Source organism: Pseudomonas saxonica (assembly GCF_007858365.1).
GTDB lineage: Bacteria > Pseudomonadota > Gammaproteobacteria > Pseudomonadales > Pseudomonadaceae > Aquipseudomonas > Aquipseudomonas saxonica.
Window position 1 is genome coordinate 129,387 of record NZ_VFIO01000005.1, and the last position, 23,879, is coordinate 153,265.

Annotated in this window: 22 protein-coding genes; 13 read left to right on the forward strand and 9 right to left on the reverse strand. The window is 58.3% G+C overall.

The window, feature by feature from the left end:
• Nucleotides 1–63 precede the first annotated feature (63 nt).
• The 3 genes from choV to FJD38_RS14545 form a co-directional block, all read right to left on the reverse strand.
• Entirely contained in the window at nucleotides 64–1,242 is a 1,179-nt protein-coding gene (gene choV, locus FJD38_RS14535; RefSeq protein ID WP_146385904.1) for a choline ABC transporter ATP-binding protein, read from the reverse strand.
• Nucleotides 1,239–2,084, reverse strand: a complete 846-nt coding sequence (gene choW / locus FJD38_RS14540) for a choline ABC transporter permease subunit (RefSeq protein WP_146385907.1) — start codon at nucleotides 2,082–2,084, stop codon at nucleotides 1,239–1,241. The genes choV and choW overlap by 4 nt, the downstream gene beginning before the upstream one ends.
• 69 nt (nucleotides 2,085–2,153) lie before the next feature.
• Nucleotides 2,154–3,101 carry a choline ABC transporter substrate-binding protein gene (locus FJD38_RS14545; RefSeq protein ID WP_122785424.1) on the reverse strand — a complete coding sequence of 316 codons (948 nt, stop codon included), beginning with the start codon at nucleotides 3,099–3,101 and terminating at the stop codon, nucleotides 2,154–2,156.
• 358 nt (nucleotides 3,102–3,459) lie between these two features.
• On the opposite strand from FJD38_RS14545, the gene FJD38_RS14550 reads away from it, so the two are divergent.
• Nucleotides 3,460–4,836 (forward strand): L-serine ammonia-lyase, encoded by a 1,377-nt coding sequence (locus tag FJD38_RS14550; RefSeq protein ID WP_146385909.1) that lies wholly within the window; start codon nucleotides 3,460–3,462, stop codon nucleotides 4,834–4,836.
• 433 nt (nucleotides 4,837–5,269) lie between these two features.
• Nucleotides 5,270–6,367, forward strand: a complete 1,098-nt coding sequence (locus FJD38_RS14555; protein WP_146385911.1) for an RHS repeat-associated core domain-containing protein — start codon at nucleotides 5,270–5,272, stop codon at nucleotides 6,365–6,367.
• Nucleotides 6,368–6,447: 80 nt separating this feature from the next.
• Here the strand turns inward: FJD38_RS14555 and FJD38_RS14560 are convergent, their stop codons facing one another.
• Complete coding sequence (locus FJD38_RS14560) at nucleotides 6,448–6,798, reverse strand: DUF6124 family protein (protein WP_122785421.1); 351 nt, start codon at nucleotides 6,796–6,798, stop codon at nucleotides 6,448–6,450.
• Nucleotides 6,799–7,455: 657 nt separating this feature from the next.
• Between FJD38_RS14560 and gbdR the strand changes: the two genes are divergently transcribed.
• Nucleotides 7,456–8,562 carry a choline metabolism transcriptional regulator GbdR gene (gene gbdR, locus FJD38_RS14565; protein WP_146385913.1) on the forward strand — a complete coding sequence of 369 codons (1,107 nt, stop codon included), beginning with the start codon at nucleotides 7,456–7,458 and terminating at the stop codon, nucleotides 8,560–8,562.
• Nucleotides 8,563–8,584: 22 nt separating this feature from the next.
• Here the strand turns inward: gbdR and FJD38_RS14570 are convergent, their stop codons facing one another.
• The 3 genes from FJD38_RS14570 to FJD38_RS14580 form a co-directional block, all read right to left on the reverse strand.
• Nucleotides 8,585–8,842 carry a hypothetical protein gene (locus FJD38_RS14570; RefSeq protein WP_122785419.1) on the reverse strand — a complete coding sequence of 86 codons (258 nt, stop codon included), beginning with the start codon at nucleotides 8,840–8,842 and terminating at the stop codon, nucleotides 8,585–8,587.
• A 110-nt stretch (nucleotides 8,843–8,952) separates the two neighbouring features.
• Nucleotides 8,953–9,360 (reverse strand): DUF3010 family protein, encoded by a 408-nt coding sequence (locus FJD38_RS14575; RefSeq protein WP_122785418.1) that lies wholly within the window; start codon nucleotides 9,358–9,360, stop codon nucleotides 8,953–8,955.
• Between the two features lie 184 nt (nucleotides 9,361–9,544).
• The gene (locus tag FJD38_RS14580; RefSeq protein ID WP_122785417.1) at nucleotides 9,545–9,946 is read right to left on the reverse strand and encodes a lysozyme inhibitor LprI family protein; all 402 of its coding nucleotides are present in this window, start codon (nucleotides 9,944–9,946) and stop codon (nucleotides 9,545–9,547) included.
• 193 nt (nucleotides 9,947–10,139) lie between these two features.
• On the opposite strand from FJD38_RS14580, the gene FJD38_RS14590 reads away from it, so the two are divergent.
• From FJD38_RS14590 to FJD38_RS14620, 7 genes are all read left to right on the forward strand, one after another.
• On the forward strand, nucleotides 10,140–11,117 hold the full coding sequence (locus tag FJD38_RS14590) for a dipeptidase (protein ID WP_122785415.1): 978 nt from the start codon (nucleotides 10,140–10,142) through the stop codon (nucleotides 11,115–11,117).
• 179 nt (nucleotides 11,118–11,296) lie between these two features.
• Nucleotides 11,297–11,827, forward strand: coding sequence for a 4-vinyl reductase (locus tag FJD38_RS14595; RefSeq protein WP_122785414.1), 531 nt, complete (start codon nucleotides 11,297–11,299; stop codon nucleotides 11,825–11,827).
• Nucleotides 11,828–11,842: 15 nt separating this feature from the next.
• Nucleotides 11,843–13,903: a dimethylglycine demethylation protein DgcA gene (gene dgcA, locus FJD38_RS14600; RefSeq protein ID WP_146385917.1), complete on the forward strand. Its 2,061-nt coding sequence runs from the start codon at nucleotides 11,843–11,845 to the stop codon at nucleotides 13,901–13,903.
• Between the two features lie 153 nt (nucleotides 13,904–14,056).
• A complete protein-coding gene (dgcB, locus tag FJD38_RS14605; protein WP_146385919.1) occupies nucleotides 14,057–16,000 on the forward strand; it encodes a dimethylglycine demethylation protein DgcB in 1,944 nt (647 codons plus the stop codon).
• Complete coding sequence (gene etfA / locus FJD38_RS14610; protein ID WP_146385922.1) at nucleotides 15,997–17,208, forward strand: electron transfer flavoprotein subunit alpha; 1,212 nt, start codon at nucleotides 15,997–15,999, stop codon at nucleotides 17,206–17,208. The genes dgcB and etfA overlap by 4 nt, the downstream gene beginning before the upstream one ends.
• 254 nt (nucleotides 17,209–17,462) lie before the next feature.
• Nucleotides 17,463–18,233, forward strand: a complete 771-nt coding sequence (gene etfB / locus FJD38_RS14615; protein ID WP_146385924.1) for an electron transfer flavoprotein subunit beta — start codon at nucleotides 17,463–17,465, stop codon at nucleotides 18,231–18,233.
• A gap of 524 nt (nucleotides 18,234–18,757) precedes the next feature.
• Nucleotides 18,758–19,330, forward strand: coding sequence for a GNAT family N-acetyltransferase (locus FJD38_RS14620; protein ID WP_146385926.1), 573 nt, complete (start codon nucleotides 18,758–18,760; stop codon nucleotides 19,328–19,330).
• A gap of 2 nt (nucleotides 19,331–19,332) precedes the next feature.
• On the opposite strand, the gene gbcA is transcribed toward FJD38_RS14620, so the two are convergent.
• On the reverse strand, nucleotides 19,333–20,625 hold the full coding sequence (gene gbcA, locus FJD38_RS14625; RefSeq protein WP_146385928.1) for a glycine-betaine demethylase subunit GbcA: 1,293 nt from the start codon (nucleotides 20,623–20,625) through the stop codon (nucleotides 19,333–19,335).
• Nucleotides 20,626–20,871: 246 nt separating this feature from the next.
• Between gbcA and gbcB the strand changes: the two genes are divergently transcribed.
• From gbcB to FJD38_RS14645, 3 genes are all read left to right on the forward strand, one after another.
• Nucleotides 20,872–21,972 (forward strand): glycine-betaine demethylase subunit GbcB, encoded by a 1,101-nt coding sequence (gbcB, locus tag FJD38_RS14635; protein WP_146385930.1) that lies wholly within the window; start codon nucleotides 20,872–20,874, stop codon nucleotides 21,970–21,972.
• Nucleotides 21,973–22,095: 123 nt separating this feature from the next.
• A complete protein-coding gene (locus FJD38_RS14640; RefSeq protein WP_122785406.1) occupies nucleotides 22,096–22,326 on the forward strand; it encodes a hypothetical protein in 231 nt (76 codons plus the stop codon).
• On the forward strand, nucleotides 22,323–22,625 hold the full coding sequence (locus FJD38_RS14645) for a cell division protein ZapA (RefSeq protein WP_122785405.1): 303 nt from the start codon (nucleotides 22,323–22,325) through the stop codon (nucleotides 22,623–22,625). Before FJD38_RS14640 ends, FJD38_RS14645 begins: the two co-directional genes overlap by 4 nt.
• 122 nt (nucleotides 22,626–22,747) lie before the next feature.
• Here FJD38_RS14645 and FJD38_RS14650 read toward each other — a convergent pair whose 3' ends face one another.
• Entirely contained in the window at nucleotides 22,748–23,788 is a 1,041-nt protein-coding gene (locus FJD38_RS14650) for a threonine aldolase family protein (protein ID WP_146385932.1), read from the reverse strand.
• Nucleotides 23,789–23,879: the final 91 nt, after the last annotated feature.

The following is a 23,879-nucleotide window of genomic DNA, read 5'->3' on the forward strand; positions in this document are numbered from 1 at the left end:
GTCAATAACCCCCAATCGGTTCCCTCTCCCTCCGGGAGAGGGTTAGGGTGAGGGGCTTTTCCGCTAACCCAGATTCTTGCCCAACAACGCGTGGTACAACTCGGTATCCCCCAATATCCCCACCACTTTCTGGTTGTCATGCAGCACCAGCTTGTTGCCCGTCTGATAACGAATCTGCAATGCATCGCGCATGCCAATGTTGCTGTCCACCAGCGTCGGACCGCGTCCTAACCCTTCTACCGCCTGCCCGCTGCGCCAATGTTGCAAGTCCAGCGCGCCCGCACCCTGGCGCACGCCTTTGATGGTGTTGCCTTCAGCCAGGTCGATCCACGAATCATCCCCCGGATCAATGCACACCGAGCCATTGACGCGTTTGCAGTTGTCCAGCGTGCGCATCAGGCTGCGGCCACACAGCACGTTCAGCGGGTTGGTATGGGCGACAAAGGTGCGCACGTAATCGTCCGCCGGGTTGAGCACGATCTCTTCCGGCTTGCTGTACTGGATGATCTTGCCGTCTTTCATGATCGCAATACGGCTACCCAGCTTGAGCGCTTCGTCGAGGTCATGGCTGACAAACACAATGGTCTTGCTGAGCTTTTGTTGCAGCGCCAGCAACTCGTCTTGCAAGCCTTGGCGGATCAACGGATCAAGCGCTGAAAACGGCTCGTCCATCAACAAAATATCGGCATCCATCGCCAGCGCCCGGGCCAGTCCGACCCGTTGCTGCATGCCGCCGCTCAGTTCATCCGGTTTTTTATTCCGCCATTGGGTCAGGCCCACCAACTCCAGCTTTTCGTCCACCAGCGTGCGCCGTTCCTTTTCCGGGCGGCCCTGCATTTCGAGGCCAAAGCTGATGTTTTCACGCACCGTCAGCCACGGCATCAACGCGAACTTTTGAAACACCATCGCAATGCGTTGGGTGCGCATCATTTTCAGCTCGGCAGGCGTGCATGAGGCGATGTCGATTTGCTTGCCTTCATGCTCCACAAATAACTGACCGCGGCTCACCGTATTAAGGCCGTTGATACAGCGCAAAAGGCTGGATTTGCCGGAGCCCGACAAGCCCATCAACACACAGATCTCACCTTTGTCGATGTCCAGGCTGGCCTTTTCGACGCCGACAATTTGCCCGGTTTTTTTCAGGATCTGATCCCGCGACAAGCCTTGATCCAGCAGGCCAAGCGCCTCGCGCGGGTCTTTGGCGAAGATAACGTCGACCTTATCGAAACGAATAATGCTCATGCGTCGGCTCCTGCTTTGGCGTCGGGCTGTTTGCAGATCCGGTCAAGCATGATGGCCAGCAACACAATGGCCAGCCCGGCTTCAAAGCCCAAGGCAATATCGGCCGTGTTCAGGGCATTGACCACCGGCTTGCCCAGCCCGTCAGCGCCCACCAGCGCGGCAATTACCACCATCGACAGCGACAGCATGATGCATTGGGTGATCCCCGCAGCGATGCTCGGCATGGCGTGGGGCAATTCGATGCGGGTGAGCAACTGGCGGCGCGAGCAACCAAATGCCTTGCCCGCATCAAGCAATTCATGGGGCACGTTGCGAATGCCCAGATAGGTCAGGCGAATCGGCGCCGCAATCGCAAACACCACCGTTGAAATCAGCCCCGGCACCACCCCAAGGCCAAACAGAGTCAGCGTCGGAATCAAGTAAACAAAGGTCGGCACGGTCTGCATCAAGTCCAGAACCGGGCGCATAAAGGTGTAAAACATCGGTTTGTGCGCGGCGAGAATCCCCAGCGGCACGCCAATGATCACGCACACAAAGGTGGCGAACAGCACCTGCGCCAGGGTTTCCATGGTCTCTTGCCAATAGCCCAGATTGAGGATCAGCAGAAACGACAGGGCCACAAATACCGTGAGCCCCCACTTGCGCTGGATCACATGAGCCAGCAGCGCCACCAGCCCGATAAAGGCAAAAGGGTTGAACCAGGTCAGCGCAAACGTCACGCCGTGGATCATCGTTTCGAGGGTGCTCGCGATGGCATCGAAGGTGCTGGCGCCGTGTCGCGTCAACCAGTCAACGAAGCCTGCGATGTACTCGCCCAGCGGGATTTTTTGATCGATCAGCATGGTTGTGAACATCCGCATGCAGGGGGAATTGAAACGGCACCAGACGGGCAGGCCGCCTGGCACCCGCGATTACTGCGCGAGGCTGGCTTTTACGGCCTCGGCGCCCGGCTTGCCATCAACGGTGGTCACGCCCGCCAACCAGGTGTCCAGCACCTGCGGGTTCTGCTTGAGCCACGCGCGGGCGGCCACGTCCGGTTTGACCTTGTCATCCAGCACCTTGCCCATCAGGGTGCTTTCCATGTCGAGGGTGAACACCAGGTTTTTCAGCAGTTGGCCCACGTTCGCGCACTCTTCGGTGTAGCCCTTGCGCGTGTTGGTGTAGATGGTTGCCTGGCCGTAGTTGGGGCCGAAAAACTCATCACCGCCGGTGAGGTATTTCATCTTGAAACGGGTGTTCATCGGGTGCGGCTCCCAGCCCAGGAACACCACGTCGGTGCCCCGGCGTTGAGCGCGATCTACCTGCGACAACATCCCGGCTTCGCTTGACTCGACCACCTTGAAACCGGCGTCCTTAAGGCCAAAGGCGTTCTTGTCGATCATGGTCTGAATCATGCGATTGCCATCGTTACCCGGCTCGATGCCGTAGATCTTGCCGTCCAGCTCCTTTTTGAATTTCGGCAGGTCGGAGAAGTCCTTTAAACCCTTGTCATACAGCGCTTGTGGCACGGCGAGGGTGTATTTGGCGTTCTCGAGATTGGCGCGCACCGTTTCGACAGTGCCCGCGTCACGGTAGGGTTTGATGTCGTTTTCCATGGTCGGCATCCAGTTACCCAGAAACACGTCCATGTTCTTGCCATCGGCCAGCGACTTATAGGTAACGGGCACTGAAATCATGGTGGTTTTGGTTTTATAGCCGAGGGCTTTGAGCACCTCGCTGGTCACGGCGGTGGTGACGGTGATGTCGGTCCAGCCGACATCCGAGAAATTGACCGTGTTGCATTGCTCCGGCTCTGCAGCCTGGGCAGAGACGTTCAGACTCAGCAATGCAGCCAACAACAACGGTGAGGAATGTTTCATGGAACGACTCCTGAGTGTCTAAATGGCGGTCTTCGATACGAAAACCCGCCCGTAACAGTTGCGGTTGGGTGATGCTCGGCACGCTGAAGCCCGCGCATCTTGCAATCGAGTCGAGACTGATCATGTAACAGCGAAAATCAAACGCCTACAGGGGGCGTCGCATCCAGTACAGGTAGGGTCGTATCTGATGCCAGCCAGGTCGTATCTGGACGTTTATGCGCCAAAAAGTGATGGATTCACCTGTCAGCACCGGCAAAAACGGCCAAGGCGCTGGCAGGCAATAGCGGGTCGTAGCTGGACGTTTTGGCGCGCCACAAAGAGCCGATGATGCAGGCAATCACTGTCGAGGTTCCTGTTCATGGCTATCAGCGTGTTTGACCTGTTCAAGATCGGCATTGGCCCTTCCAGCTCCCACACCGTGGGCCCGATGCGGGCGGCGGCGCTGTTTGTGCAGGGGTTGCGCGAGCGAGGCCAGTTGCCACAGGTGCGCCGCGTTGAAGTGCAACTCTATGGTTCGTTATCGGCCACCGGCATTGGCCATGGCAGCGACAACGCCGTGATCATGGGCTTGATGGGCGAGTGGCCGGATGCCATCGACCCGGCCTGCATTGGCCCACGCATTGCCCAACTGCGTGAGCGTCGAACGTTGCTGCTGGACGGTCATTTGCCGATTGCCTTCGAGTGGTCGCAGGACATGCGCCTGATTGACGAGAACCTGCCTTTCCACCCCAACGCCATGTCCTTGATCGCTGAAAGTGCGCAAGGCGAGTTATATCGCGACACGTACTACTCCGTCGGGGGTGGTTTTGTGGTGGACGCCGCCCAAGCGGCCAGTGGCGTACTGGACATGGACCGCACGGCCTTGCCCTATGACTTTTGCAGTGCTGCGCAATTGCTGCAGCTGTGCCATGAACATCATCTGAGCGTCGCTGCATTAATGATGGCCAACGAACGTATCTGGCGCAGCGAAGACGAAATCCGCTGTGGCTTGATGACGCTCTGGCGCGCCATGCAGGACTGCGTGGAACAAGGCCTCAAACACGAAGGCATCCTGCCCGGCGGCTTGAACGTGCGCCGCCGTGCTGCACGCTTGCACCGCAGCTTGCAGGAGCTGGGTAAACCCAACGTCATCGGCTCAACCTTGAGCGCGATGGAATGGGTCAACCTGTTCGCCCTGGCGGTCAATGAAGAAAACGCGGCGGGCGGGCGCATGGTCACTGCGCCCACCAACGGCGCGGCGGGCATCATCCCGGCGGTGCTGCACTACTTTATGAAATTCAGCGATGACGTCAGCGAAGCCCACGTGGTGGACTACTTATTGAGTGCGGCGGCGATTGGCATTTTGTGCAAAAAGAACGCCTCCATTTCGGGGGCCGAAGTGGGGTGTCAGGGCGAAGTGGGTTCTGCCTGCGCCATGGCGGCAGCGGGGCTTGCGCAAATCCTCGGCGCCACGCCGGAACAGCTGTGCAACGCGGCCGAAATTGGCCTGGAACATAACCTGGGCCTGACCTGCGACCCGGTGGGCGGGCTGGTGCAAGTGCCGTGTATCGAGCGCAACGCCATAGCGGCCGTCAAAGCCATCAACGCCGCGCAAATGGCCCTGCGCGGCGACGGCCAACACTTTATTTCGCTGGACCGCGTGATCCGCACCATGCGCGACACCGGCGCCGACATGCACGACAAATACAAAGAAACCTCACGCGGCGGGTTGGCGGTGAGTGCGGTGGAGTGTTGAGGGCGGATTAGTTTTTTTCGCGCGGTACCCAAATATTGCCGATGGAGAGGCTGATGAGATAACGCTCCTCATCAGGGTGCCTGTCGTCCTTGAATCGGTGCAGGCTTAGCATGGTCTGGTAGGTGTCATCGGCCTGCCAGAAAGTGGTCCCGCCTTTGTTTATGTCGCGCAGCCGTGTACGCCACTCGGGCGTGTCGGCAGAGGTTAATTCCCAACCTAGAGGATCAATCCCTCGACATATCTGCCTTTGGCGGGCGTTTTTTAACGCGTCACTCCGTATCCATAAATGAGCTGTCGCCTGGCGCGATTTAACGAGATTTAACAGCGCTGAGAGACCTTGCGAGTACGGTCTTTTAGTCAGAACGACCAGTAGGCAGACGGTGCCCTCGGGAGCACGCTCGTTGCACTTTCCTACTTATCTCGAAGCCTGCCCATGTTGACTCATCATTACCGATACGACCCGTTGAATCGCTTGACTCATTCGGCAAATACTCAGCGTTTTTATCATCACTCACGCATGACGACTGAGATTCAGGGCACGGTGCGCTACAGCGTTTTTCAAAGTGGCGACACGGTATTGGCCCAGACACGCGCTGATGGTGAGGCCAGTGAATGCAGCTTATTGGCCTCAGGCATGCAGCGGTCGGTCTTGCAGGTGGTCAGCCCTGATGGCAGTCGCAGCGCTGCCTATAGCCCCTATGGCCATAGTTGCGAGCCTCCTGTGCTGGGGTTTAACGGCGAACGTGCCGACCCGGTCACGGGTCACTATCTATTGGGCAACGGCTATCGGGCGTTTAACCCGGTATTGATGCGCTTTAACAGCCCGGACAGTTGGAGCCCTTTTGGGCGAGGCGGGATTAACAGCTATGGCTATTGCGAGGGTGACCCTGTTAATCGAGTCGATCCGAGCGGGCATTTCTGGCGGCGATTAATCCGCGCAGTTACCGGGCTGGCGGGCAAGCGTTCAGCCGCAAAGCCGATAGCGCTCGCCGCGCCACCTCTTGCTTTGGCGAAAAGGGGGTATGAAGCACTGGAAGATTTCAGACAGTTGATACCGGACATCTACGTGGCGAGGCAGCAAGATGAATTTGGCAAATTCACCACGCAATTGGTCGCAGGCCATGGAAACATTTATACAACCCGTGGTGGCATAAGTTTCGGGTATATGCTCTCAGGGGACCGCCCCCTCGGTGCACCCATGCTCAGCAAACTGTTATCAAAGAAGGTGAGTTTTAAGGGCATTAAAGAAATAAATTTAGTGATGTGTCACTCGGCCGATTTAAAAGAGGCTTCATTTGCCCAGTACTTGGCAAATGATATGGGGCTTCCGGTCACCGGCTATTTGAACAAACCCTGTCGTATAGAGCCTGAATTTATCGCGGAACATGTGCCTCGAATCGAACCCTGGCCTAGAAGAGTATTACTTAAAGACGGCTTTGTTTTCGATCAAGCGAGGATTATCAGAGAGGGGGTGCAGGGTGGTTCCTACGATCCAGTACGGTTTCTACCTTCGCCCAGAAATGGCAGTTAGTGCCTGCGGGTTGAGGCCAAACACACAACATCAGGACTGACCGGGTTTTAACGCGCCTGCTTGCCTCAGGCGCGCGCGGCTCAGTGCGTCGTCAGACCGTCCAGCGATTTATCGACATAGGCTTTGGCCAGCTCCACCAAATGCGTCACCGATAACACCAGATCGCGCTGCAACCCGCTCAACCCCTTCCCCGCCTCATTCGCCGAAGCCCCCGCGCAGCGCAACAAGTCTGACGCTTGGGCCAAAGCCGCTTCTAAATTGACACTGTCGGGGATGGCATACGTGGGCATACCCGCGGGGCATAGAGGCTTAGGGGGGAGCAGGTAGTGGTCGAGGGCGCGATCAGCGGCGGCGCGGTCCAGCGACTGTGCATCGCGCTGAGCAGCATCGTGCAGGGTGAAACAGGGTGGGTCGGGGGTAATCTTTTTCATGGCACATCTCCCAATCAATCAAAGGAGCTGTCACCTGTCGCTACTAAACGAATGGGTGGCAGCCGTACGCAGGTTAGTAGACCGGTGATCAGGAAACCGGCGCACCCGAAGGCGCCCTGCGCACGGCCACCATAAAGTTTGGCCGAAAAAAAGCGCCTCGCTAAGGTGGCGCCTTGCGCCTGATCACATCGTCGAGCTACTAAACCCGACCGCTGATGGACAGCGATGGGCCGAGACTAGACCTCGAGATTGGCAGGCGCAAGCGAACGGGATTTTCTCGGAAGTTTCACCGGATTGAAAGGGACGCGTCGTACAAAGGACTGATTCGGGCGCTGTTTAAGTGCGCAACGACCTCTTATGGAGCACTGTGCGTTTTGTGACATGTGCACAGAGCTTAACGCGTGGTGCTTCCCACAAATGCTACCGATGTGCTCAACACGGTCGGTGCCCGATGTTACAGCCGTTTAAATTGCGTTTACGCGCGGGTTTGCTGCCCCGTTGACTAGACACTTTGCGACGTCGTTTTCAGGTGTTGTTGAATGGCCATTCAAGTTTAGGCATGGCAATTGCGTTGTGATTGCCAAGCCTCCTTGACCGGCGGCCAGAACAAGAGCCTGCGCCTGAGGCCATCACCCGCTTGTGTGAGGAGATACCGCGATGACGTCGTTCAACTCCGGGGCCCAACCCCAGAACCGTACGCCTCAATCCATCGGCTTTTTGCTGCTGGACAATTTCACGCTGATTTCACTGGCGTCAGCGATTGAACCCTTGCGCATGGCCAACCAGTTGTCAGGCCGTGAACTGTACCGCTGGAGCACCCTCAGCGCTGACGGCAGCCAAGTGTGGGCCAGCGACGGTCTGCAAGTGACCCCCGATGCCAGCATGTACAAGGCACCCGCGCTGGACATGGTGATCGTCTGCGGCGGTATTGGTATTCAGCGCACGGTGACCCGCGAGCATGTGTCCTGGCTGCAAAGTCAGGCACGCCAGTCGCGTCGCCTCGGCGCGGTGTGCACCGGCAGTTGGGCGCTGGCGTATGCCGGTTTGCTCGATGGTTTTGATTGCAGCGTGCATTGGGAATGCCTGGCGTCGATGCAAGAGGCCTTCCCGCGGGTGGCCATGAGCACGCGGTTGTTCACCCTTGATCGCACCCGTTTTACCAGTTCGGGCGGCACCGCGCCGCTGGACATGATGCTGCACTTGATCAGCCGCGATCATGGCCGGGAGTTGTCGGCGGCCATCTCGGAAATGTTTGTGTATGAACGCATTCGCAATGAACAGGATCACCAGCGAGTGCCGCTTAAACACATGCTGGGCACCAATCAGCCGAAGTTGCAGGAAATCGTCGCCCTGATGGAGGCCAATCTGGAAGAGCCGATTGATCTGGACGAGCTGGCGGTGTACGTGACGGTGTCACGGCGCCAGTTGGAACGGCTGTTTCAGAAGTATTTGCACTGTTCGCCGTCACGGTATTACCTCAAGTTGAGGTTGGTGCGGGCGCGTCAGTTACTCAAGCAAACGCCCATGTCGATTATCGAAGTGGCGGCGGTGTGCGGGTTTGTGTCGACGCCGCATTTTTCCAAGTGTTACCGCGAGTATTTCGGCATACCGCCACGCGATGAGCGCGTCGGTTCCAATACGGCTCAGCAGACTTCAACACTGGTGCCGATTACGCAGTCGCTGCTGCTGGCGCCTTTGGCTGGGCCGATGTCGGCGTTGCATCAGGCGCGCAACGAATCGACCTTTGCCAGTGTGAGAATTTAAAGCCCTTACAGGCCCCTTACTCTCAGTGGGGTGAGGGGTGCTGGAACTGCGCCAGGCCCGGCAGCAGGTGCCGGTCAATCGCCTCGCGTACGGCGGGCAAAATGGTTGCGCTGCCGGTGTAGAGCTTTTCGACCAGCCCCTTGAGCGCCTGCGCGCTGGTATCGTTCAAACCACAGACCACGGCTTTGCACGCCTCGTCGGCGCTGCCCGACACTTCAAACCCCAGTGAACGCAGTTGGTTAAGCAAGTCGTGCTGATCAATCAAATCCGCGTGCATCATGCTTTTTATCCTTCTGTGAAACGCGTTGGAGCTTTGATTCTGGTAGGGCTTTGGCAAAGCGGCAAGGGAGGTGTCCGGTTTGCCTAATTACGGGTCGTTTTGAGACTCGCTTAGCCCTTGAGCAACGCCGCGCACGCGACCTTGAACGCTTCATGCTGATACTTGTTCAGCGTGGCGGGCAGTTCGAAAGCGTGCTTTTTGAATTGTGCGTTGAGGGTTTGCGGTGACAGCAATTGCACGTCGCAATCGTCCAGCAACTGGAGGATGCCTTCAATTTTGAAGGTGGTCGGGCCGCCCGCGAACTCACCTTTTTTACTGCGCTTTTTGATCACCATGCGGGTGATGCCCTGGGCTTTTACAAACGCTGCCAGGTTGGCCGCAAAGGCTTTGACGCTGGCCGCGTCCTCATCGTCGTCGAGGGCGAGCTTTTTAGTGGCAACGGCCACGTGTTCCAGGTGGGGCGTTACCAGCGCGAAGATCGCTTCGCTGCCTTTGATTTCGATACCGCAAATAGTCATATAAAACCTGTGCTCATCAAGTCGAATGCCAATCCGTAGCAGCTGCCGAAGGCTGCGTCCGGCTGCGCAGCAGTCGTAAACCCACTGGGCACATTCTGCCTGCAAGGTTGCAATCTGCAGTTCTACGGCCGCTTCGCAGCCGGACGCAGCCTTCGGCAGCTGCTACGGGTATCAAATGCTGTGCTCACTCCTGGCCGATCGATTCCAGAAACTCTGAACGGTCGTCGCTGATGGCGGCCATGCAGTCATTCAGGGCGATGTTGTAGGTGTCTGTGCCGGCCGTGGCCGGGAACACCGCAATGGCGCAATCGGCGTCACGCTGATGCAGCCACAGCGCCTGCGCGGCTTTGATCTTGCTGATGATGTTATTGAGTTGGGTCGGATTTGAGCCGTACAGCGAGGTCATGCGCGCCTGCAGGGCTTCGTAGTTTTCGGTCAGCAATTGCTCGGCGGCATTTTTGCTGAACACGGAACACGCCAGAGTTTGCTGGTCGTTTTCGACGGCATCACACGGGTTGTAGTCGGCATCATCGGCTGCGTAGGCGCCGCTGGTGATCAACGCCAAGGCCAGGAGAATCGATTTCATTGCGGCTTCCTAATCCAGAGTTGGAGCCGATTCTGGCTGATGCGTCGGCCAATGAACAGCCAAGGCGCTGATTGACGCTTTCGGCAATCGCGCTGTCGCTTTTGCACCCGGCTGTTTTTGACCCCAAGCCTATGCTGGCCCCAAAGCGCCGGCAGACGATTCGGCGCAGCAATCGCCGATAAGGGGACGCCTGATGAGCCCAGCCGAGTTGCACGCAGACAGCATCGTTATCGACGGGCTGATCATTGCCAAATGGAACCGCGATTTGTTTGAAGACATGCGCAAGGGCGGCTTGACCGCTGCCAACTGCACCGTGTCGGTGTGGGAAGGGTTTCAGGCCACCATCAACAATATCGTCGCCAGCCAGACCCTCATTCGCGATAACAGTGATCTGGTGATCCCGGTCAAAACCACGGCCGACATTCGCCGCGCCAAGGAGCAGGGCAAGACCGGGATCATTTTTGGCTTTCAGAATGCCCATGCGTTTGAAGACCAATTGGGCTATATCGAGATCTTCAAGCAGCTGGGCGTGGGTGTGGTGCAGATGTGCTACAACACCCAGAATCTGGTGGGTACTGGCTGCTACGAACGCGATGGCGGACTGTCGGGGTTTGGTCGCGAAGTGGTGGCTGAAATGAACCGCGTGGGGATCATGTGCGACCTGTCCCATGTGGGTTCCACAACCTCTGAGGAGGTGATTCTGGCCTCAAAAAAACCGGTCTGCTATTCGCACTGCTTGCCGTCCGGCCTGAAAGAACATCCTCGTAACAAATCCGACGCCGAACTCAAATTTATTGCCGACCACGGTGGCTTTGTTGGCGTGACCATGTTCGCGCCGTTTCTGGCCAAGGGCATCGACTCAACCATTGACGACTACGCCGAAGCCATCGAGTACACGATGAATATCGTCGGTGAAGACGCGATCGGTATTGGCACCGATTTCACCCAGGGGCACGGTCAGGACTTTTTCGAAATGCTGACCCACGACAAGGGCTACGCCCGCCGTCTGACCAGCTTTGGCAAGATCATCAACCCGCTGGGCATCCGCACCGTGGGCGAGTTTCCCAACCTCACCGAAACCTTGCTCAAGCGCGGTCACAGCGAACGCGTGGTGCGCAAGATCATGGGCGAGAACTGGGTCGGCGTCCTCAAGGACGTTTGGGGCGAGTAACCCAAACACACTTTTTGCGTAGCAGCTGCCGAAGGCTGCGTTCGACTGCGAAGCAGTCGTAAACCCGTATTGCACAATTTTCCCGCAAGAGCGAGGCGTCTGGTTTTCGATCGCTTCGCGCTCGGACGCAGCCTTCGGCAGCTGCTACGGGACTCAATCATTTTTTGGAGTGTGATGTCATGGCTAAAATCGCCCCGCAATTGCCTATCGAAGTCGACAGCGAAACCGGCGTCTGGACCTCCGACGCGTTGCCCATGCTGTATGTGCCGCGTCACTTTTTCGTCAATAACCACATGGGCATCGAAGAGGTGCTGGGGGCCGAGGCTTATGCCGAGATTCTCTATAAGGCCGGTTACAAATCAGCCTGGCACTGGTGCGAAAAAGAAGCTGAATGCCACGGCCTTGAGGGCGTTGCGGTGTTCGAGCATTACATGAAGCGCCTGTCGCAACGGGGCTGGGGGCTGTTCACGCTGCTGGACATCGACCTCGATAAGGGTACGGCCACCATCAAGCTTGAACACTCTTGTTTCGTCTATGTGTACGGCAAGGTAGGGCGCAAGGTGGATTACATGTTCACGGGCTGGTTTGCCGGCGCGATGGATCAGATTCTGCACGCCCGGGGCAGCAGCCTTCGTACCGTGGCCGAGCAGGTGTACAGCGGTTCGGAAGAAGGCCACGACCACGGTCTGTTTATCGTCAAGCCGTTGTAAGCCGAGGATCGGGATATGGCGTTCGAAGCAATGTTTGAGCCGATCAAAATCGGCAAGCTGACCATCCGCAACCGCGTGCTGAGCACCGCTCACGCCGAGGTGTATGCCACCGACGGCGGCATGACCACCGAGCGTTATGTGCAGTACTACGAAGAAAAAGCCAAGGGCGGTATTGGCCTGGCGATTTGTGGCGGCTCTTCGGTGGTGGCCATCGACAGCCCGCAAGAGTGGTGGAGTTCGGTCAACCTGAGCACCGATCGCATCATCCCGCACTTCCAGAATTTGGCCGATGCCATGCACAAGCACGGCGCCAAGATCATGATCCAGATTACCCACATGGGCCGTCGCTCACGCTGGGACGGGTTCAACTGGCCGACCCTGATGTCACCCTCCGGCGTGCGTGAGCCGGTGCATCGGGCCACGTGCAAGACCATCGAGCCGGAAGAGATCTGGCGCATCATCGGCAATTACGCCAGCGCCGCAGGCCGGGCCAAGGCCGGTGGCCTTGACGGGGTGGAGCTGTCGGCGGTGCATCAGCACATGATTGACCAGTTCTGGAGCCCGCGTGTGAACAAGCGCACCGATGAATGGGGCGGCAGTTTTGAAAATCGCATGCGTTTTGGTCTCGAAGTGCTCAAGGCCGTGCGTGCTGAAGTCGGCCCGGATTTCTGCGTGGGCATCCGCCTGTGCGGCGATGAATTCCACCCCGACGGCCTCAGCCATGAAGACATGAAACAGATCGCCAAGTATTACGACGACACCGGCATGCTCGATTTTATCGGCGTGGTCGGTTCAGGCTGCGACACCCACAACACGCTGGCCAACGTGATCCCCAACATGAGTTATCCACCGGAGCCGTTTTTGCACTTGGCGGCGGGCATCAAGGAAGTGGTCAAGGCGCCGGTGTTGCACGCGCAAAACATCAAGGATCCGAATCAGGCGACCCGGATTCTGGAGGGCGGCTACGTCGACATGGTCGGCATGACCCGTGCGCATATCGCTGACCCGCACCTGATCGCCAAAATCAAAATGGGCCAGGTTGACCAGATCAAGCAGTGCGTGGGCGCCAACTATTGCATCGACCGTCAATATCAGGGGCTGGACGTGCTGTGCATTCAAAACGCCGCGACGTCGCGTGAATACATGGGCGTGCCGCACATCATTCAGAAAACCACCGGGCCTAAACGCAAGGTGGTGATCGTTGGCGCAGGGCCTGCGGGCATGGAAGCGGCGCGGGTGGCCGCCGAACGCGGGCATGACGTGACGCTTTTCGAGAAAAAAGACACGATTGGCGGGCAAATCACCACGGCCTCCAAAGCGCCACAGCGCGATCAAATGGCTGGCATCACGCGCTGGTTTCAATTGGAGCTGGCGCGCTTGAACGTCGATTTGCGGTTGGGCACGGCGGCGGATGTGCCGACGGTTCTGGACCTGCGCCCGGACATCGTAGTGCTGGCGGTCGGCGGCCACCCCTTTGTGGAACAGAACGAGCACTGGGGGGCGGCGCAAGGGCTGGTGGTGAGCAGTTGGGACGTGCTCGACGGTAAGGTCGCGCCGGGCAAAAACGTGTTGGTGTACGACACCATTTGCGAATTTACCGGTATGTCGGTGGCTGATTTTGCGGCGGACAAGGGCGCGCAGGTCGAGATTGTGACTGACGACACCAAGCCTGGCGTAGCGATTGGCGGTACGTCCTTCCCCACCTATTACCGCAGCCTGTACCCCAAAGAAGTGATCATGACCGGCGACATGATGCTGGAGAAGGTCTACCGCGAAGGCGACCAGTTGGTGGCCGTGCTGGAGAACGAATACACGGGGGCCAAAGAAGAGCGGGTGGTCGATCAAGTGATCATTGAAAACGGCGTGCGCCCGGATGAAGCGCTGTATTACGCGCTTAAACAGGACTCCCGCAACAAGGGCCAGATTGACGTTGAAGCGTTGTTCGCGATCAAGCCGCAGCCGTGTTTGGGTGAGGCGGGTGAGGGTTACTTGCTGTTTCGCATCGGTGACTGCGTGGCTCAGCGCAACGTGCATGCGGCGATCTATGACGCGCTGCGGTTGTGCAAGGATTTTTGAGTACACCGTGGCCCTCACCCTAACCCTCTCCCAGAGGGAGAGGGGGCCAATGTGTGGTGATCTTGAGTCCGAGTGCGGTCAGTCCCCTCTCCCTTTGGGAGAGGGTTAGGGTGAGGGTCATGTGACCCCACCGAATTTCAAGGGGAGCCCCCCATGCTGAATGTCCTACTGCCTCTGCTGCTTTTCGCCGCGCTCAGCCTGGCCATCATCGGCGCCTTTCGCCGTATCAAGCTGTGGCGCCAGGGTCGCCCGTCCAAAGTCGATCTGCTTGGCGGTCTGCTGGCCATGCCGCGTCGGTACATGGTCGACCTGCATCACGTCGTCGCCCGTGATAAATACATGGCCAACACCCACGTCGCCACGGCGGGGGGCTTTGTGTTGGCGGCACTGCTGGCCATATTGGTTCACGGCCTGGGCCTGCATAACCGCATCCTCGGCTACGCGTTGCTGTTCGCCACGGCGCTGATGTTCATTGGCGCACTATTCGTCTTCAAGCGCCGCCTCAATCCCCCCGCGCGCCTGTCCAAGGGCCCGTGGATGCGCCTGCCTAAAAGCTTGCTGGTGTTCTCGGCCAGTTTTTTCATCCTCACCTTGCCCGTCGCAGGGTTGCTGCCTGAAGGCTTTGGCGGCTGGATGTTGGCGGCAGTGTTGGCCGTGGGCGTGGCGTGGGGCGTGTCGGAAATGTTCTTGGGCATGACCTGGGGCGGGCCGATGAAGCACGCGTTTGCGGGTGCCCTGCATCTGGCTTGGCACCGCCGCGCCGAGCGCTTTGGTGGCGGTCGTTCCACAGGTTTAAAACCCCTGAACCTGAATGATCGCAGCGCGCCCTTGGGGGTCGAAAAACCCAAGGACTTCACCTGGAACCAACTGCTCGGTTTCGACGCCTGCGTGCAATGCGGCAAGTGCGAAGCTGCGTGTCCAGCATTCGCCGCAGGCCAGCCGCTCAATCCGAAAAAGCTGATTCAAGACATGGTCGTCGGGTTGGCGGGCGGCACAGATGCGCAGTTTGCCGGCAGCCCCTATCCCGGCAAGCCGATTGGCGAACATGGCGGCAACCCCCACCAACCCATCGTCAATGGCCTGGTCGACGCTGACACCTTGTGGTCGTGCACCACCTGCCGGGCCTGTGTTGAAGAGTGCCCGATGATGATCGAGCACGTGGACGCCATCGTCGACATGCGCCGCTTCCTCACCCTGGAAAAAGGCGCCACCCCGAACAACGGTGCACAGGTGCTCGATAACCTGATTGCCACGGACAACCCCGGCGGCTTTGCCCCCGGCGGACGGATGAACTGGGCGGCCGATTTGAGCCTCGACGTGATGCGCGATACCCCTGCGGTGGACGTGTTGTTTTGGGTGGGTGATGGTGCGTTTGATATGCGTAACCAGCGCACCTTGCGTGCGTTCGTCAAAGTGCTGAAAGCGGCGGGCGTGAACTTTGCGGTGCTGGGCCTGGAGGAACGCGACAGCGGTGACGTGGCCCGGCGGCTGGGCGATGAAGCCACGTTTCAGGGGCTGGCTAAACGCAATATCCAGACGCTGGCGCAGTACCGGTTCAATCGTATCGTCACCTGTGACCCGCACAGTTTCCATGTGCTGAAAAACGAATACGGCGCGTTTGGCGGCGACTACCAGGTACTCCATCACAGCACCTTTATGGCCGAACTGATCAAGGCCGGTTTATTGGATTTGAAGGCCGACACGGGCGGCAGCATGACCTATCACGACCCGTGTTACCTGGGCCGTTATAACGGCGAATACGAGGCACCGCGCACGGTGTTGCGTGCGCTGGGTATCGAGGTCAAGGAGATGCAGCGTTCGGGGTTTCGGTCGCGTTGCTGTGGCGGCGGCGGTGGGGCGCCGATCACCGACATCCCCGGCAAACAGCGCATTCCCGACATGCGCATGGACGATATTCGCGAGACGGGGGCCGAGCGGGTGGCGGTGGGCTGCCCGCAATGCACGGCGATGCTTGAAGGCGTGGTCGAGCCACGGCCGCAGATCAAGGACATTGCCGAGTGGGTGGCCGATGCCCTGATCGAGCCCGTTACGCCCGCCCAACCGGCTAAACGTCTGGAACCTGAGGTGATGGCATGAGTGATCTTATACGCCGTGACCCGCGTGCCGAGCGTATCGCGCGTAATCGTCTGCATCCGCTGCATGTTGCGATGCAACCGGCACAACAGCGCTGGATGGGGCCTAACGGGGTGATGCGCAGGAATGTTCATGGCGTCGGGTTTATCGGGCCCAACGGCATCAAACGCATAGACCGCAGCGGCGCGCAGCAGGTTGGCCTCAGCAAGCGCTCAGCCAGCATTGAGGTGCAGTTACCGCTGCACCAAGTGCCCGCCCCGGCGTTCTACATTGCCGTGGTGCCGGACATGGTGGGGGGGCGCTTGAGCAGCCACGACCGCGATGTGCTGGGGCTGGCCCGGCAACTGGCAGGTGCAGACGGTGCAGTGCTGGCGGTGGTGTGGGGTGACTGTAAAGAAACGGCCTTTGACCGGGCTGGCGTTGATCGATTGCTGGTGCTCGACAGTCACGGTTATGCCCCTGAGCAGCAGGTGCTGGGTTTACAGGCTGTGGATATTCAGTTTGCGCCTCGGCATTGGTTGTTGCCCGACAGCCGTGCCAGCGGCGGGGAGTTGGGGCGGCGTTTTGCGGCCCGTGTGGGCGAGCGGCCGGCTACGCGGGTATGGCAGGTCAAGGACGGTCAATGTATCGGCCGCGCCGGCGCGGGTTTGCAGGACGTGATGCGGGGGGTACCGCGCATCATTTTGGCGGCAGGGGAATGTGCAGAGCCGGTGAGTGATACACGCCACGAGGTCATTGGGGTGCAGTTATCCACAGCCGTGGTGCCGTGTTTGGCGCGAATCGAAGACTTAGGCGCGGTGGAGGTCGATCCGGCTGCCATACCCATGGCGGAAGCGGAATTTATTCTCAGCGGTGGCAATGGCGTTAAAGACTGGGCACTTTTCCACAGGGCGGCTGCAGCCTTGGGGGCGACGGAGGGTGCCTCCCGTGTGGCCGTGGACGATGGTTTTATGGGACGTGAGCAGCAGGTGGGTGCCAGTGGTACATGGGTGACCGCTCGGGTGTATGTGGCGGTCGGAATCAGTGGTGCGATCCAGCACCTGCAAGGGATTGGTGCCTGCGACAAAGTGGTGGCCATTAACCTGGACCCGGCTTGCGACATGGTCAAACGGGCGGATTTGTCAGTGATTGGGGAGGGTGCGGCGATTCTTCAGGCATTGATTGTGGCTGTGGATAAGTGGCGGCAAGAGATTAAGCGTGATGCAGCCTAGAAGCCCCTCACCCTAGCCCTCTCCCAGAGGGAGAGGGAACTGGTTCAAGGTGTTTTTGAGTCTGCATGCGGTCAGCCTCCTCTCCCAGAGGGAGAGGGAAATGGCTCACGGCGTTTTTGAGTCTGCATGCGGTCAGCCTCCTCTCCCAGAGGGAGAGGAATTGGTTCACGGTGTTCTTGAATCTGCATGCGGTCAGTCCCCTCTCCCTCCGGGAGAGGGCTAGGGTGAGGGGCTTTTGATTTGGAGACTAAAAAATGACCATCGCCACTGTTGCACTGGTATCCATCGGCGCGCACCCGGCTTCGGGCCGCCCTCGACGAGCCGAACACGATGCCCGTGCAGTCGAACTGGGCCTGCAATTGGCTGGGGATAACTTGCACGTGCTACACGCTGGCAACCCCCATGAGCCGGCATTACGGGCCTATCTGGGCATGGGCCTGTCTGAATTGCACGTGCTGGAACAGCCTGCGGGTGCCGATGCACTGCCAGCGTTAACGGACTATTTGCGTGAATCCGGTGTGCAACTGGTACTCGCCGGCAGTCAGGCCGAAACCGGCGAAGGATCGGGCATGCTGCCCTATCTGTTGGCCGAGCAATTGGGTTGGCCCTTGCTGGTGGGCATCGCGCACATTGAATCTATCCACAATGGTGTCGCGCTGGTGCTGCAAGCGCTGCCCCGTGGCCAACGTCGTCTTCTGAAAGTGCGCCTGCCCTTTATGGCCACTGTGGATAACGCCGCCCCCAAGGCCCGGCAAAGCGCTTATGGCCCAGCCACGCGGGGTAACGTTAATGTGGAAACCGTGGATGTGGTGCTGGAGGAGTTATCCACATCACCGCTTTTCCAACCTGCCAAGCCCCGCCCCAAGCGTTTGAAAGTGATTAAAGCGAAAAGTGGTGCAGAGCGCATGAAAGCAGCCACGGCCAAGGCCGTGGGTGGTTCTGGCCAAGTGCTCAAGGGTGTGACGGCAGAAGAGGGCGCCGAGGCCATTTTGAAGTTATTCATCGAGGAAGGTGTGATTCGCTGACTTGCCCACAAAGTCTGTTAGCGCTTATGTGGATAAGTTGTTTGCTGTCGGCTAAGCGCCATGCAGTCCGTGGCTTTCACGCTTCTGATCAAAAAATAGACAATTGACGTGATTATCCACTGCGTGACGGCTTAACCCTTGAATTATGGTGCTTTAAAAGGGTTTTCCACAATGAAGAGGGGCGGTGCATAAGTTGCGCACATTCTCTGTTGGCGGTTATGTGGATAAGGTGTTCGCTTGTGGCTGCAAGCCACGTATACCGTGGCTTACACCGAGTTGTACAAAAAATAGCCAATCGGCCTTCGAGCCTGAAATTGTCCACTTCCCCACAATTGCTGTGGGTGTGGCTGTGGATAAGATGTTGGTGAACCCCTGCGGCCCTTTGATTGCAGAGGGTGTAGCGGTCTGATTAAAAAATGACCAGCTGGCCGTAACAACTGGATATAAAGGCCCGTGACACGTGTATTGCGGCGTTTAATAGGTTCACGCTAAAAAAGCGCTTACATGTCTTGGGAATCACATTTATGACGGTTTTTATGCGTCCGGCTCGGCGTAGCGATGCGCGTGAGATTGCTCGCTTGTTTCAAATTTCGTCTGAAGGCTGTGCCGACTACATCTGGAGTCTGATCGCAGAGCCAGGGCAACCCTTGCTGGACGTAGGCGAGATGCGCTATGCCCGTGAGGGAGTTATTTTTTCTTACGAAAACTGTCAGATAGCCGAAGCTGAAGGTCAGGTCATCGGCATGATGCACTGTTTTGAAATGCGCCACGATCCTGAGGCTCAGCCTGAAACCGATGCGGTACTGGCCCCTTACGCGGATATGGAAATACCCGACACCCTTTATATTTCAAGCCTGGCGTTGCATGAGGGCTGGCGCAACCGTGGCTTAGGCCAGCAGTTTCTACAGCACGCCCATGCGCGGTGTGGTGAGTTGGGCCTCAAGGGCTTGAGTCTGATCGACTATGAAGCCAACAGCGGCGCCCGGCGCTTTTATGAGCGCCATGGATTCGAGATCGTCAAAACCTGCCAGATAACGCCCCACCCGCTGATTCGTGTCACCGGGCAGGCGCATTTGATGTATTGCCCGCAAGGTTAGCGCTATTGAGCTACTGCCCCTTTTAGGTACGGTGCGGGCGCAGCGCCCAAATTGTTGAGCAAGCGCTCGCTGTACCAGTCGATAAAGTTGACCACGCCAAACTCGTAGGTTTTGGAATACGGCCCCGGTTGGTAGGCGATGGAGTTGATACCGCGCTGGTTCTCTTCAGCGAGCCGGCGGTCTTGATCGTTGGTGGCGTCCCAGACTTTGCGCATCCGCTCTACGTCGTAATCCACCCCTTCGACCGCGTCCTTGTGCACCAGCCATTTGGTGGTCACGACGGTTTCTTGCGCACTGATGGGCCACACGGTGAACACAATGATGTGGTCGCCCATGCAGTGGTTCCACGAATGGGGCAGGTGCAGGATACGCATCGAGCCCAAATCCGGGTTTTTGATCCGGCCCATCAGTTTGGTGCAGCCCTGCTTGCCATCCAGCGTCATTGATACAGTGCCCTTGAGCAGGGGCATGCGCACGATGCGGTTACGCAGGCCGAAGCTGGCGTGGGCATAGGGAATCTTCTCGACGTCCCAGGCAGCAGCAGAAGCGGCTACATGGTCCTTGAACGCCTGATCGGCACGCGGGTCGGTGACGTCGTCCCACTCCAGCAGGGTTTTCAGCAGCTCAGGGTGTGACGCGTTGCAGTGGTAGCACTCGCGGTTGTTTTCCAGCACCAGTTTCCAATTGGCTTTTTCCACCAGGGTGGTTTGAATCGCCACTTTGGTGTTCTCCATGTCGTAGGGTTCCATGTAGTGATTCAGCGTGGCCAGAAACTCGTCAATGGCGGGCGGGTTCTCAGCCAGGCTGATAAAGACATAGCCGCCTGCGGTCTTCACGTTCACGGGTTTGAGGCCGTACTGCTTCATGTCGAAATCGGCGCCCATCTCTGTGCCGGCAAACAGCAGGCGCCCGTCCAGCTCGTAGGTCCACTGGTGGTAATGGCACACCAGCTTGGCCACTTTGCCTTTTTCGCTGGTACACAGCCGTGAACCACGATGGCGGCACACGTTATGAAAGGCATGCACTTGGCCCTCGGCACCGCGAATCACGATGATCGGGTTGTGGCCCACTTGCAGGGTCAGGAAGTTGCCCTTGGTCGGGATCTCGCAGGTCATACCGGCGATCAACCATTCCTTCTGGAAGATTTCCTGCATGTCGATCTCGAACAATCGCTCGTCGTTGTAGAACGGCTGCGGCAACGAAAACGTCCGTTCGCGGCTGTGCAGCATCTGGGCGGTGGCCAGGCGTGCGGGTTCCAGCGGGTCGCCCAGGCTCAGGGTGGCGGTGATGTCCATCGTTGTCGTCCTCATGGCCATCGGGTGTGGCCTGGCAGTGGCTGATCAGTTGCGCTGAGTGTGCGTTCAGCGCGTGGCGATGCCATATCTGCGGGCGACATGGCCCCATCTGTTGACGACGCGTGAGGGCCTGTTTTCAGGGGCTGGTCGCGATAAGTATGTGAATGTCGCGAATAGGTAAATGGTCGCCTCGGGGCCTGCGCAGAATCGCCAGCATGAGGCCGGTAGTCGGCCGTGGAGAAGCGCATGTCCAACAGCTTTCTGAACCCGGTAACCACCCAGACCTGGGCCAATGGCCGACACATCGTGCGTTGCGTCAAAGTGATTCAGGAAACCTGGGATGTGCGCACCTTTTGCTTCATGGCGGATCAGCCAATTCTGTTCTTTTTCAAGCCGGGGCAGTTCGTGACCCTGGAGCTGGAAATCGATGGCGAGGCGGTCATGCGTTCGTACACCATCTCAAGTTCGCCTTCGGTGCCGTACAGCTTTTCGGTGACCATCAAGCGCGTGCCGGGCGGGCGCGTGTCCAACTGGTTGCACGACACGCTGCAAGAAGGCCAGGAGCTGGCGGTGCATGGTCCGGTGGGGTTGTTCAACGCCATCGATGCACCAAGCCCCAAGGTGTTGTATTTGAGCGGTGGCGTGGGGATTACCCCGGTCATGTCGATGGCGCGCTGGTTTTACGACACTAACGCCAATGTCGACATGGTGTTTATCCACAGCGCCCGGTCGCCCAAAGACATCATTTACCACCGCGAGCTGGAGCACATGGCGTCGCGCATCGACAACTTCAGCTTGCACCTGATCTGTGAGAAGCACGGGTTGGGCGAACCTTGGGCGGGGTATCGCGGTTATTTGAATCACAAGATGCTCGATTTGATGGCCCCCGATTTCATGGAGCGCGAAGTGTTTTGCTGCGGGCCAACGCCTTACATGAATGCGGTCAAACGTCTGTTGGAAAGCAACGGCTTTGAGATGAGCCGTTATCACGAAGAGTCATTTGGCGCGACGCCGCCCGAAGCGCGGGCCGATGCGGTGGAACAGGCCGAGCAGGCGGCCGATGCGCCGGAGCTGGACGTGGCGGACTTGAATCAGGTGGAGTTCACCGCATCCGGTAAAAGCATCCGCGTCGGCCCGGCCGAAACGGTGCACGCGGCAGCGGCCAAGCTGGGTTTGTTGATTCCCAAGGCGTGCGGCATGGGCATTTGCGGCACCTGCAAAGTGCTCAAGCTGGGCGGCGATGTGGAGATGGAGCACAACGGCGGCATCACCGACGAAGACGTGGCAGAAGGCTACATCTTGTCGTGCTGTAGCGTGCCCAAAGGGGATGTGAGGATTGAATTCTGAACCCTATAGGAACAAAGGTTGGAAACCACAGTCTTTAGGGGGCTTAAAGGTGGGTGGCCGCTAGCTTAGCGGCTGACTTTTCTTTATCGTACGCGCCCTCTGAAACTGCTTGAGAACATCACCATGATTGAGTCATCCCTTAGCAAACTGGAACAACTGGTCAGCGATCTGGTTCAGCAAAAGCAAGAGCTGCTGGACACCAACGCGCAACTGAACGCTGAACTGGTTCAGGCCAAAGACGAAAACGAAAGCCTGCAACTGAGCCTGATGGAACAGGAAGAGAAGCAAGGCGCTACGGCTGCCCGTATTCAGGCACTGGTTGATCGCGCGAGCGTGAGCCCTGTCAACGCATGAGCGTGGACAGAGACGGTGTAAATGTCGTCTCGATTCTGGGTAACGACTACACGATCAAAGCGCCGGAGGGGGAGCAGCAAACCCTGATGGCCGCCACGGTCATGTTGAAGGCAGCCCTGGCCGAAACGAAAAGAAAGTACCCGAGCTTGATCGGGGACAAATTGTTGGTATTGGCCGCGTTGAACCTGTGTTCCCAGCAGATTGAATTGCAGCTGTGCCACAAACAGGAACTCGACCGTTATCAAGAGCAAGTCAGCGCCACGGTCGATGTGATTGAGCGAACCCTCGGACAAGTCTGATTATTCGCAAAACTCTGTAGCCGCTGCCGCAGGCTGCGATGGCTTGCGCAGCGACCCTAAGCTGTTGAAGGTCCTGTGGACCTTATCGCAGCCTTCGGCAGCGGCTACAGAGCACTGGCGCTTTACCCCGCCATCACTTCTCGAATATCGGCTGCCAGTTCCCGCACGCGGGTTTCTTCGGTGTCCCATGAGCACATAAAACGTGCGCCGCCTTTGCCGATAAAGGTGTAGAAGCGCCAGCCCTTGGCCGTCAGTGCCGCGACCGCCGGTTCTGACAGTTGCAGAAATACACCGTTGGCCTCGACCGGGAACATCAACTCAACCCCCGGAATATCACTGACCAGTTGGCTCAGCAACTGCGCGCAGTGGTTAGCGTGGCGCGAGTGTTTCAGCCAGGCATCGTTCTCCAGCAGGCCCACCCACGGGGCGGACAAAAAGCGCATCTTGGATGCCAACTGGCCGGCCTGTTTGCAGCGGTAGTCAAAGTCCACCGCCAGATCATGGTTGAAGAACAAAATCGCTTCGCCCACTGCCATGCCGTTTTTAGTCCCGCCGAAGCACAGCACATCGACCCCGGCTTTCCAGCTCAGGTCAGCCGGCGAGCAGCCGAGAAAGGCGCAGGCGTTGGAAAAACGTGCGCCATCCATGTGCAGCAACAGGCCCAATTCTTTACAGGTTGCGCTGATGGCGCGGATTTCTTCCGGGCGGTAAACGCTGCCCACTTCCGTGGCCTGGGTGATGGTCACCACACGCGGTTTTGGGTAGTGAATGTCTTTGCGCTTGAGGGCGATTTCACGGATGGACTCAGGTGTGATCTTGCCGTTTTCAGTGCGGGCAATCAGCAGTTTGGAACCGTTGGAAAAGAACTCCGGGGCGCCGCATTCGTCGGTCTCGACGTGGGCGGTTTCGGAGCAGATCACGCTGTGGAAGCTCTGGCACAGCGATGACAGGGCCAACGAGTTGGCCGCAGTGCCGTTAAAGGCAAAAAACACCTCGCAATCGGTCTCGAACAACGTGCGAAAGTCATTGGCGGCGCGCAGGGTCCACTCATCGTCGCCGTAGGAGCGCTGGTGGCCGTGGTTGGCTTTTTCCATGGCAGACCAGACTTCAGGGCAGATACCGGAGTAGTTGTCGCTGGCGAATTGTTGGCTCTTGTCAGTCATTTCCCGGTTCCTGGGTCGAAGATCGTGATGCACTTTATCCAAGAATTTGCCGGGTGCACAGACACGACTCAAGATGCGGAAAGATCCTACA

What these genes read in the sequence shown, in the direction of transcription:
- FJD38_RS14575 (WP_122785418.1), bottom strand. Translation starts at nt 9,360, where the DNA reads ATGACTATTTGCGGTATCGAAATCAAAGGCAGCGAAGCGATCTTCGCG.
- dgcA (WP_146385917.1), top strand. Translation starts at nt 11,843, where the DNA reads ATGGCGTTCGAAGCAATGTTTGAGCCGATCAAAATCGGCAAGCTGACC.
- choV (WP_146385904.1), bottom strand. Translation starts at nt 1,242, where the DNA reads ATGAGCATTATTCGTTTCGATAAGGTCGACGTTATCTTCGCCAAAGAC.
- gbcB (WP_146385930.1), top strand. Translation starts at nt 20,872, where the DNA reads ATGTCCAACAGCTTTCTGAACCCGGTAACCACCCAGACCTGGGCCAAT.
- etfB (WP_146385924.1), top strand. Translation starts at nt 17,463, where the DNA reads ATGACCATCGCCACTGTTGCACTGGTATCCATCGGCGCGCACCCGGCT.
- gbdR (WP_146385913.1), top strand. Translation starts at nt 7,456, where the DNA reads ATGACGTCGTTCAACTCCGGGGCCCAACCCCAGAACCGTACGCCTCAA.
- choW (WP_146385907.1), bottom strand. Translation starts at nt 2,084, where the DNA reads ATGCTGATCGATCAAAAAATCCCGCTGGGCGAGTACATCGCAGGCTTC.
- gbcA (WP_146385928.1), bottom strand. Translation starts at nt 20,625, where the DNA reads ATGGACATCACCGCCACCCTGAGCCTGGGCGACCCGCTGGAACCCGCA.
- FJD38_RS14560 (WP_122785421.1), bottom strand. Translation starts at nt 6,798, where the DNA reads ATGAAAAAGATTACCCCCGACCCACCCTGTTTCACCCTGCACGATGCT.
- dgcB (WP_146385919.1), top strand. Translation starts at nt 14,057, where the DNA reads ATGCTGAATGTCCTACTGCCTCTGCTGCTTTTCGCCGCGCTCAGCCTG.
- FJD38_RS14545 (WP_122785424.1), bottom strand. Translation starts at nt 3,101, where the DNA reads ATGAAACATTCCTCACCGTTGTTGTTGGCTGCATTGCTGAGTCTGAAC.
- FJD38_RS14645 (WP_122785405.1), top strand. Translation starts at nt 22,323, where the DNA reads ATGAGCGTGGACAGAGACGGTGTAAATGTCGTCTCGATTCTGGGTAAC.
- FJD38_RS14555 (WP_146385911.1), top strand. Translation starts at nt 5,270, where the DNA reads ATGTTGACTCATCATTACCGATACGACCCGTTGAATCGCTTGACTCAT.
- etfA (WP_146385922.1), top strand. Translation starts at nt 15,997, where the DNA reads ATGAGTGATCTTATACGCCGTGACCCGCGTGCCGAGCGTATCGCGCGT.
- FJD38_RS14650 (WP_146385932.1), bottom strand. Translation starts at nt 23,788, where the DNA reads ATGACTGACAAGAGCCAACAATTCGCCAGCGACAACTACTCCGGTATC.
- FJD38_RS14580 (WP_122785417.1), bottom strand. Translation starts at nt 9,946, where the DNA reads ATGAAATCGATTCTCCTGGCCTTGGCGTTGATCACCAGCGGCGCCTAC.
- FJD38_RS14595 (WP_122785414.1), top strand. Translation starts at nt 11,297, where the DNA reads ATGGCTAAAATCGCCCCGCAATTGCCTATCGAAGTCGACAGCGAAACC.
- FJD38_RS14570 (WP_122785419.1), bottom strand. Translation starts at nt 8,842, where the DNA reads ATGATGCACGCGGATTTGATTGATCAGCACGACTTGCTTAACCAACTG.
- FJD38_RS14550 (WP_146385909.1), top strand. Translation starts at nt 3,460, where the DNA reads ATGGCTATCAGCGTGTTTGACCTGTTCAAGATCGGCATTGGCCCTTCC.
- FJD38_RS14590 (WP_122785415.1), top strand. Translation starts at nt 10,140, where the DNA reads ATGAGCCCAGCCGAGTTGCACGCAGACAGCATCGTTATCGACGGGCTG.
- FJD38_RS14640 (WP_122785406.1), top strand. Translation starts at nt 22,096, where the DNA reads ATGATTGAGTCATCCCTTAGCAAACTGGAACAACTGGTCAGCGATCTG.
- FJD38_RS14620 (WP_146385926.1), top strand. Translation starts at nt 18,758, where the DNA reads ATGACGGTTTTTATGCGTCCGGCTCGGCGTAGCGATGCGCGTGAGATT.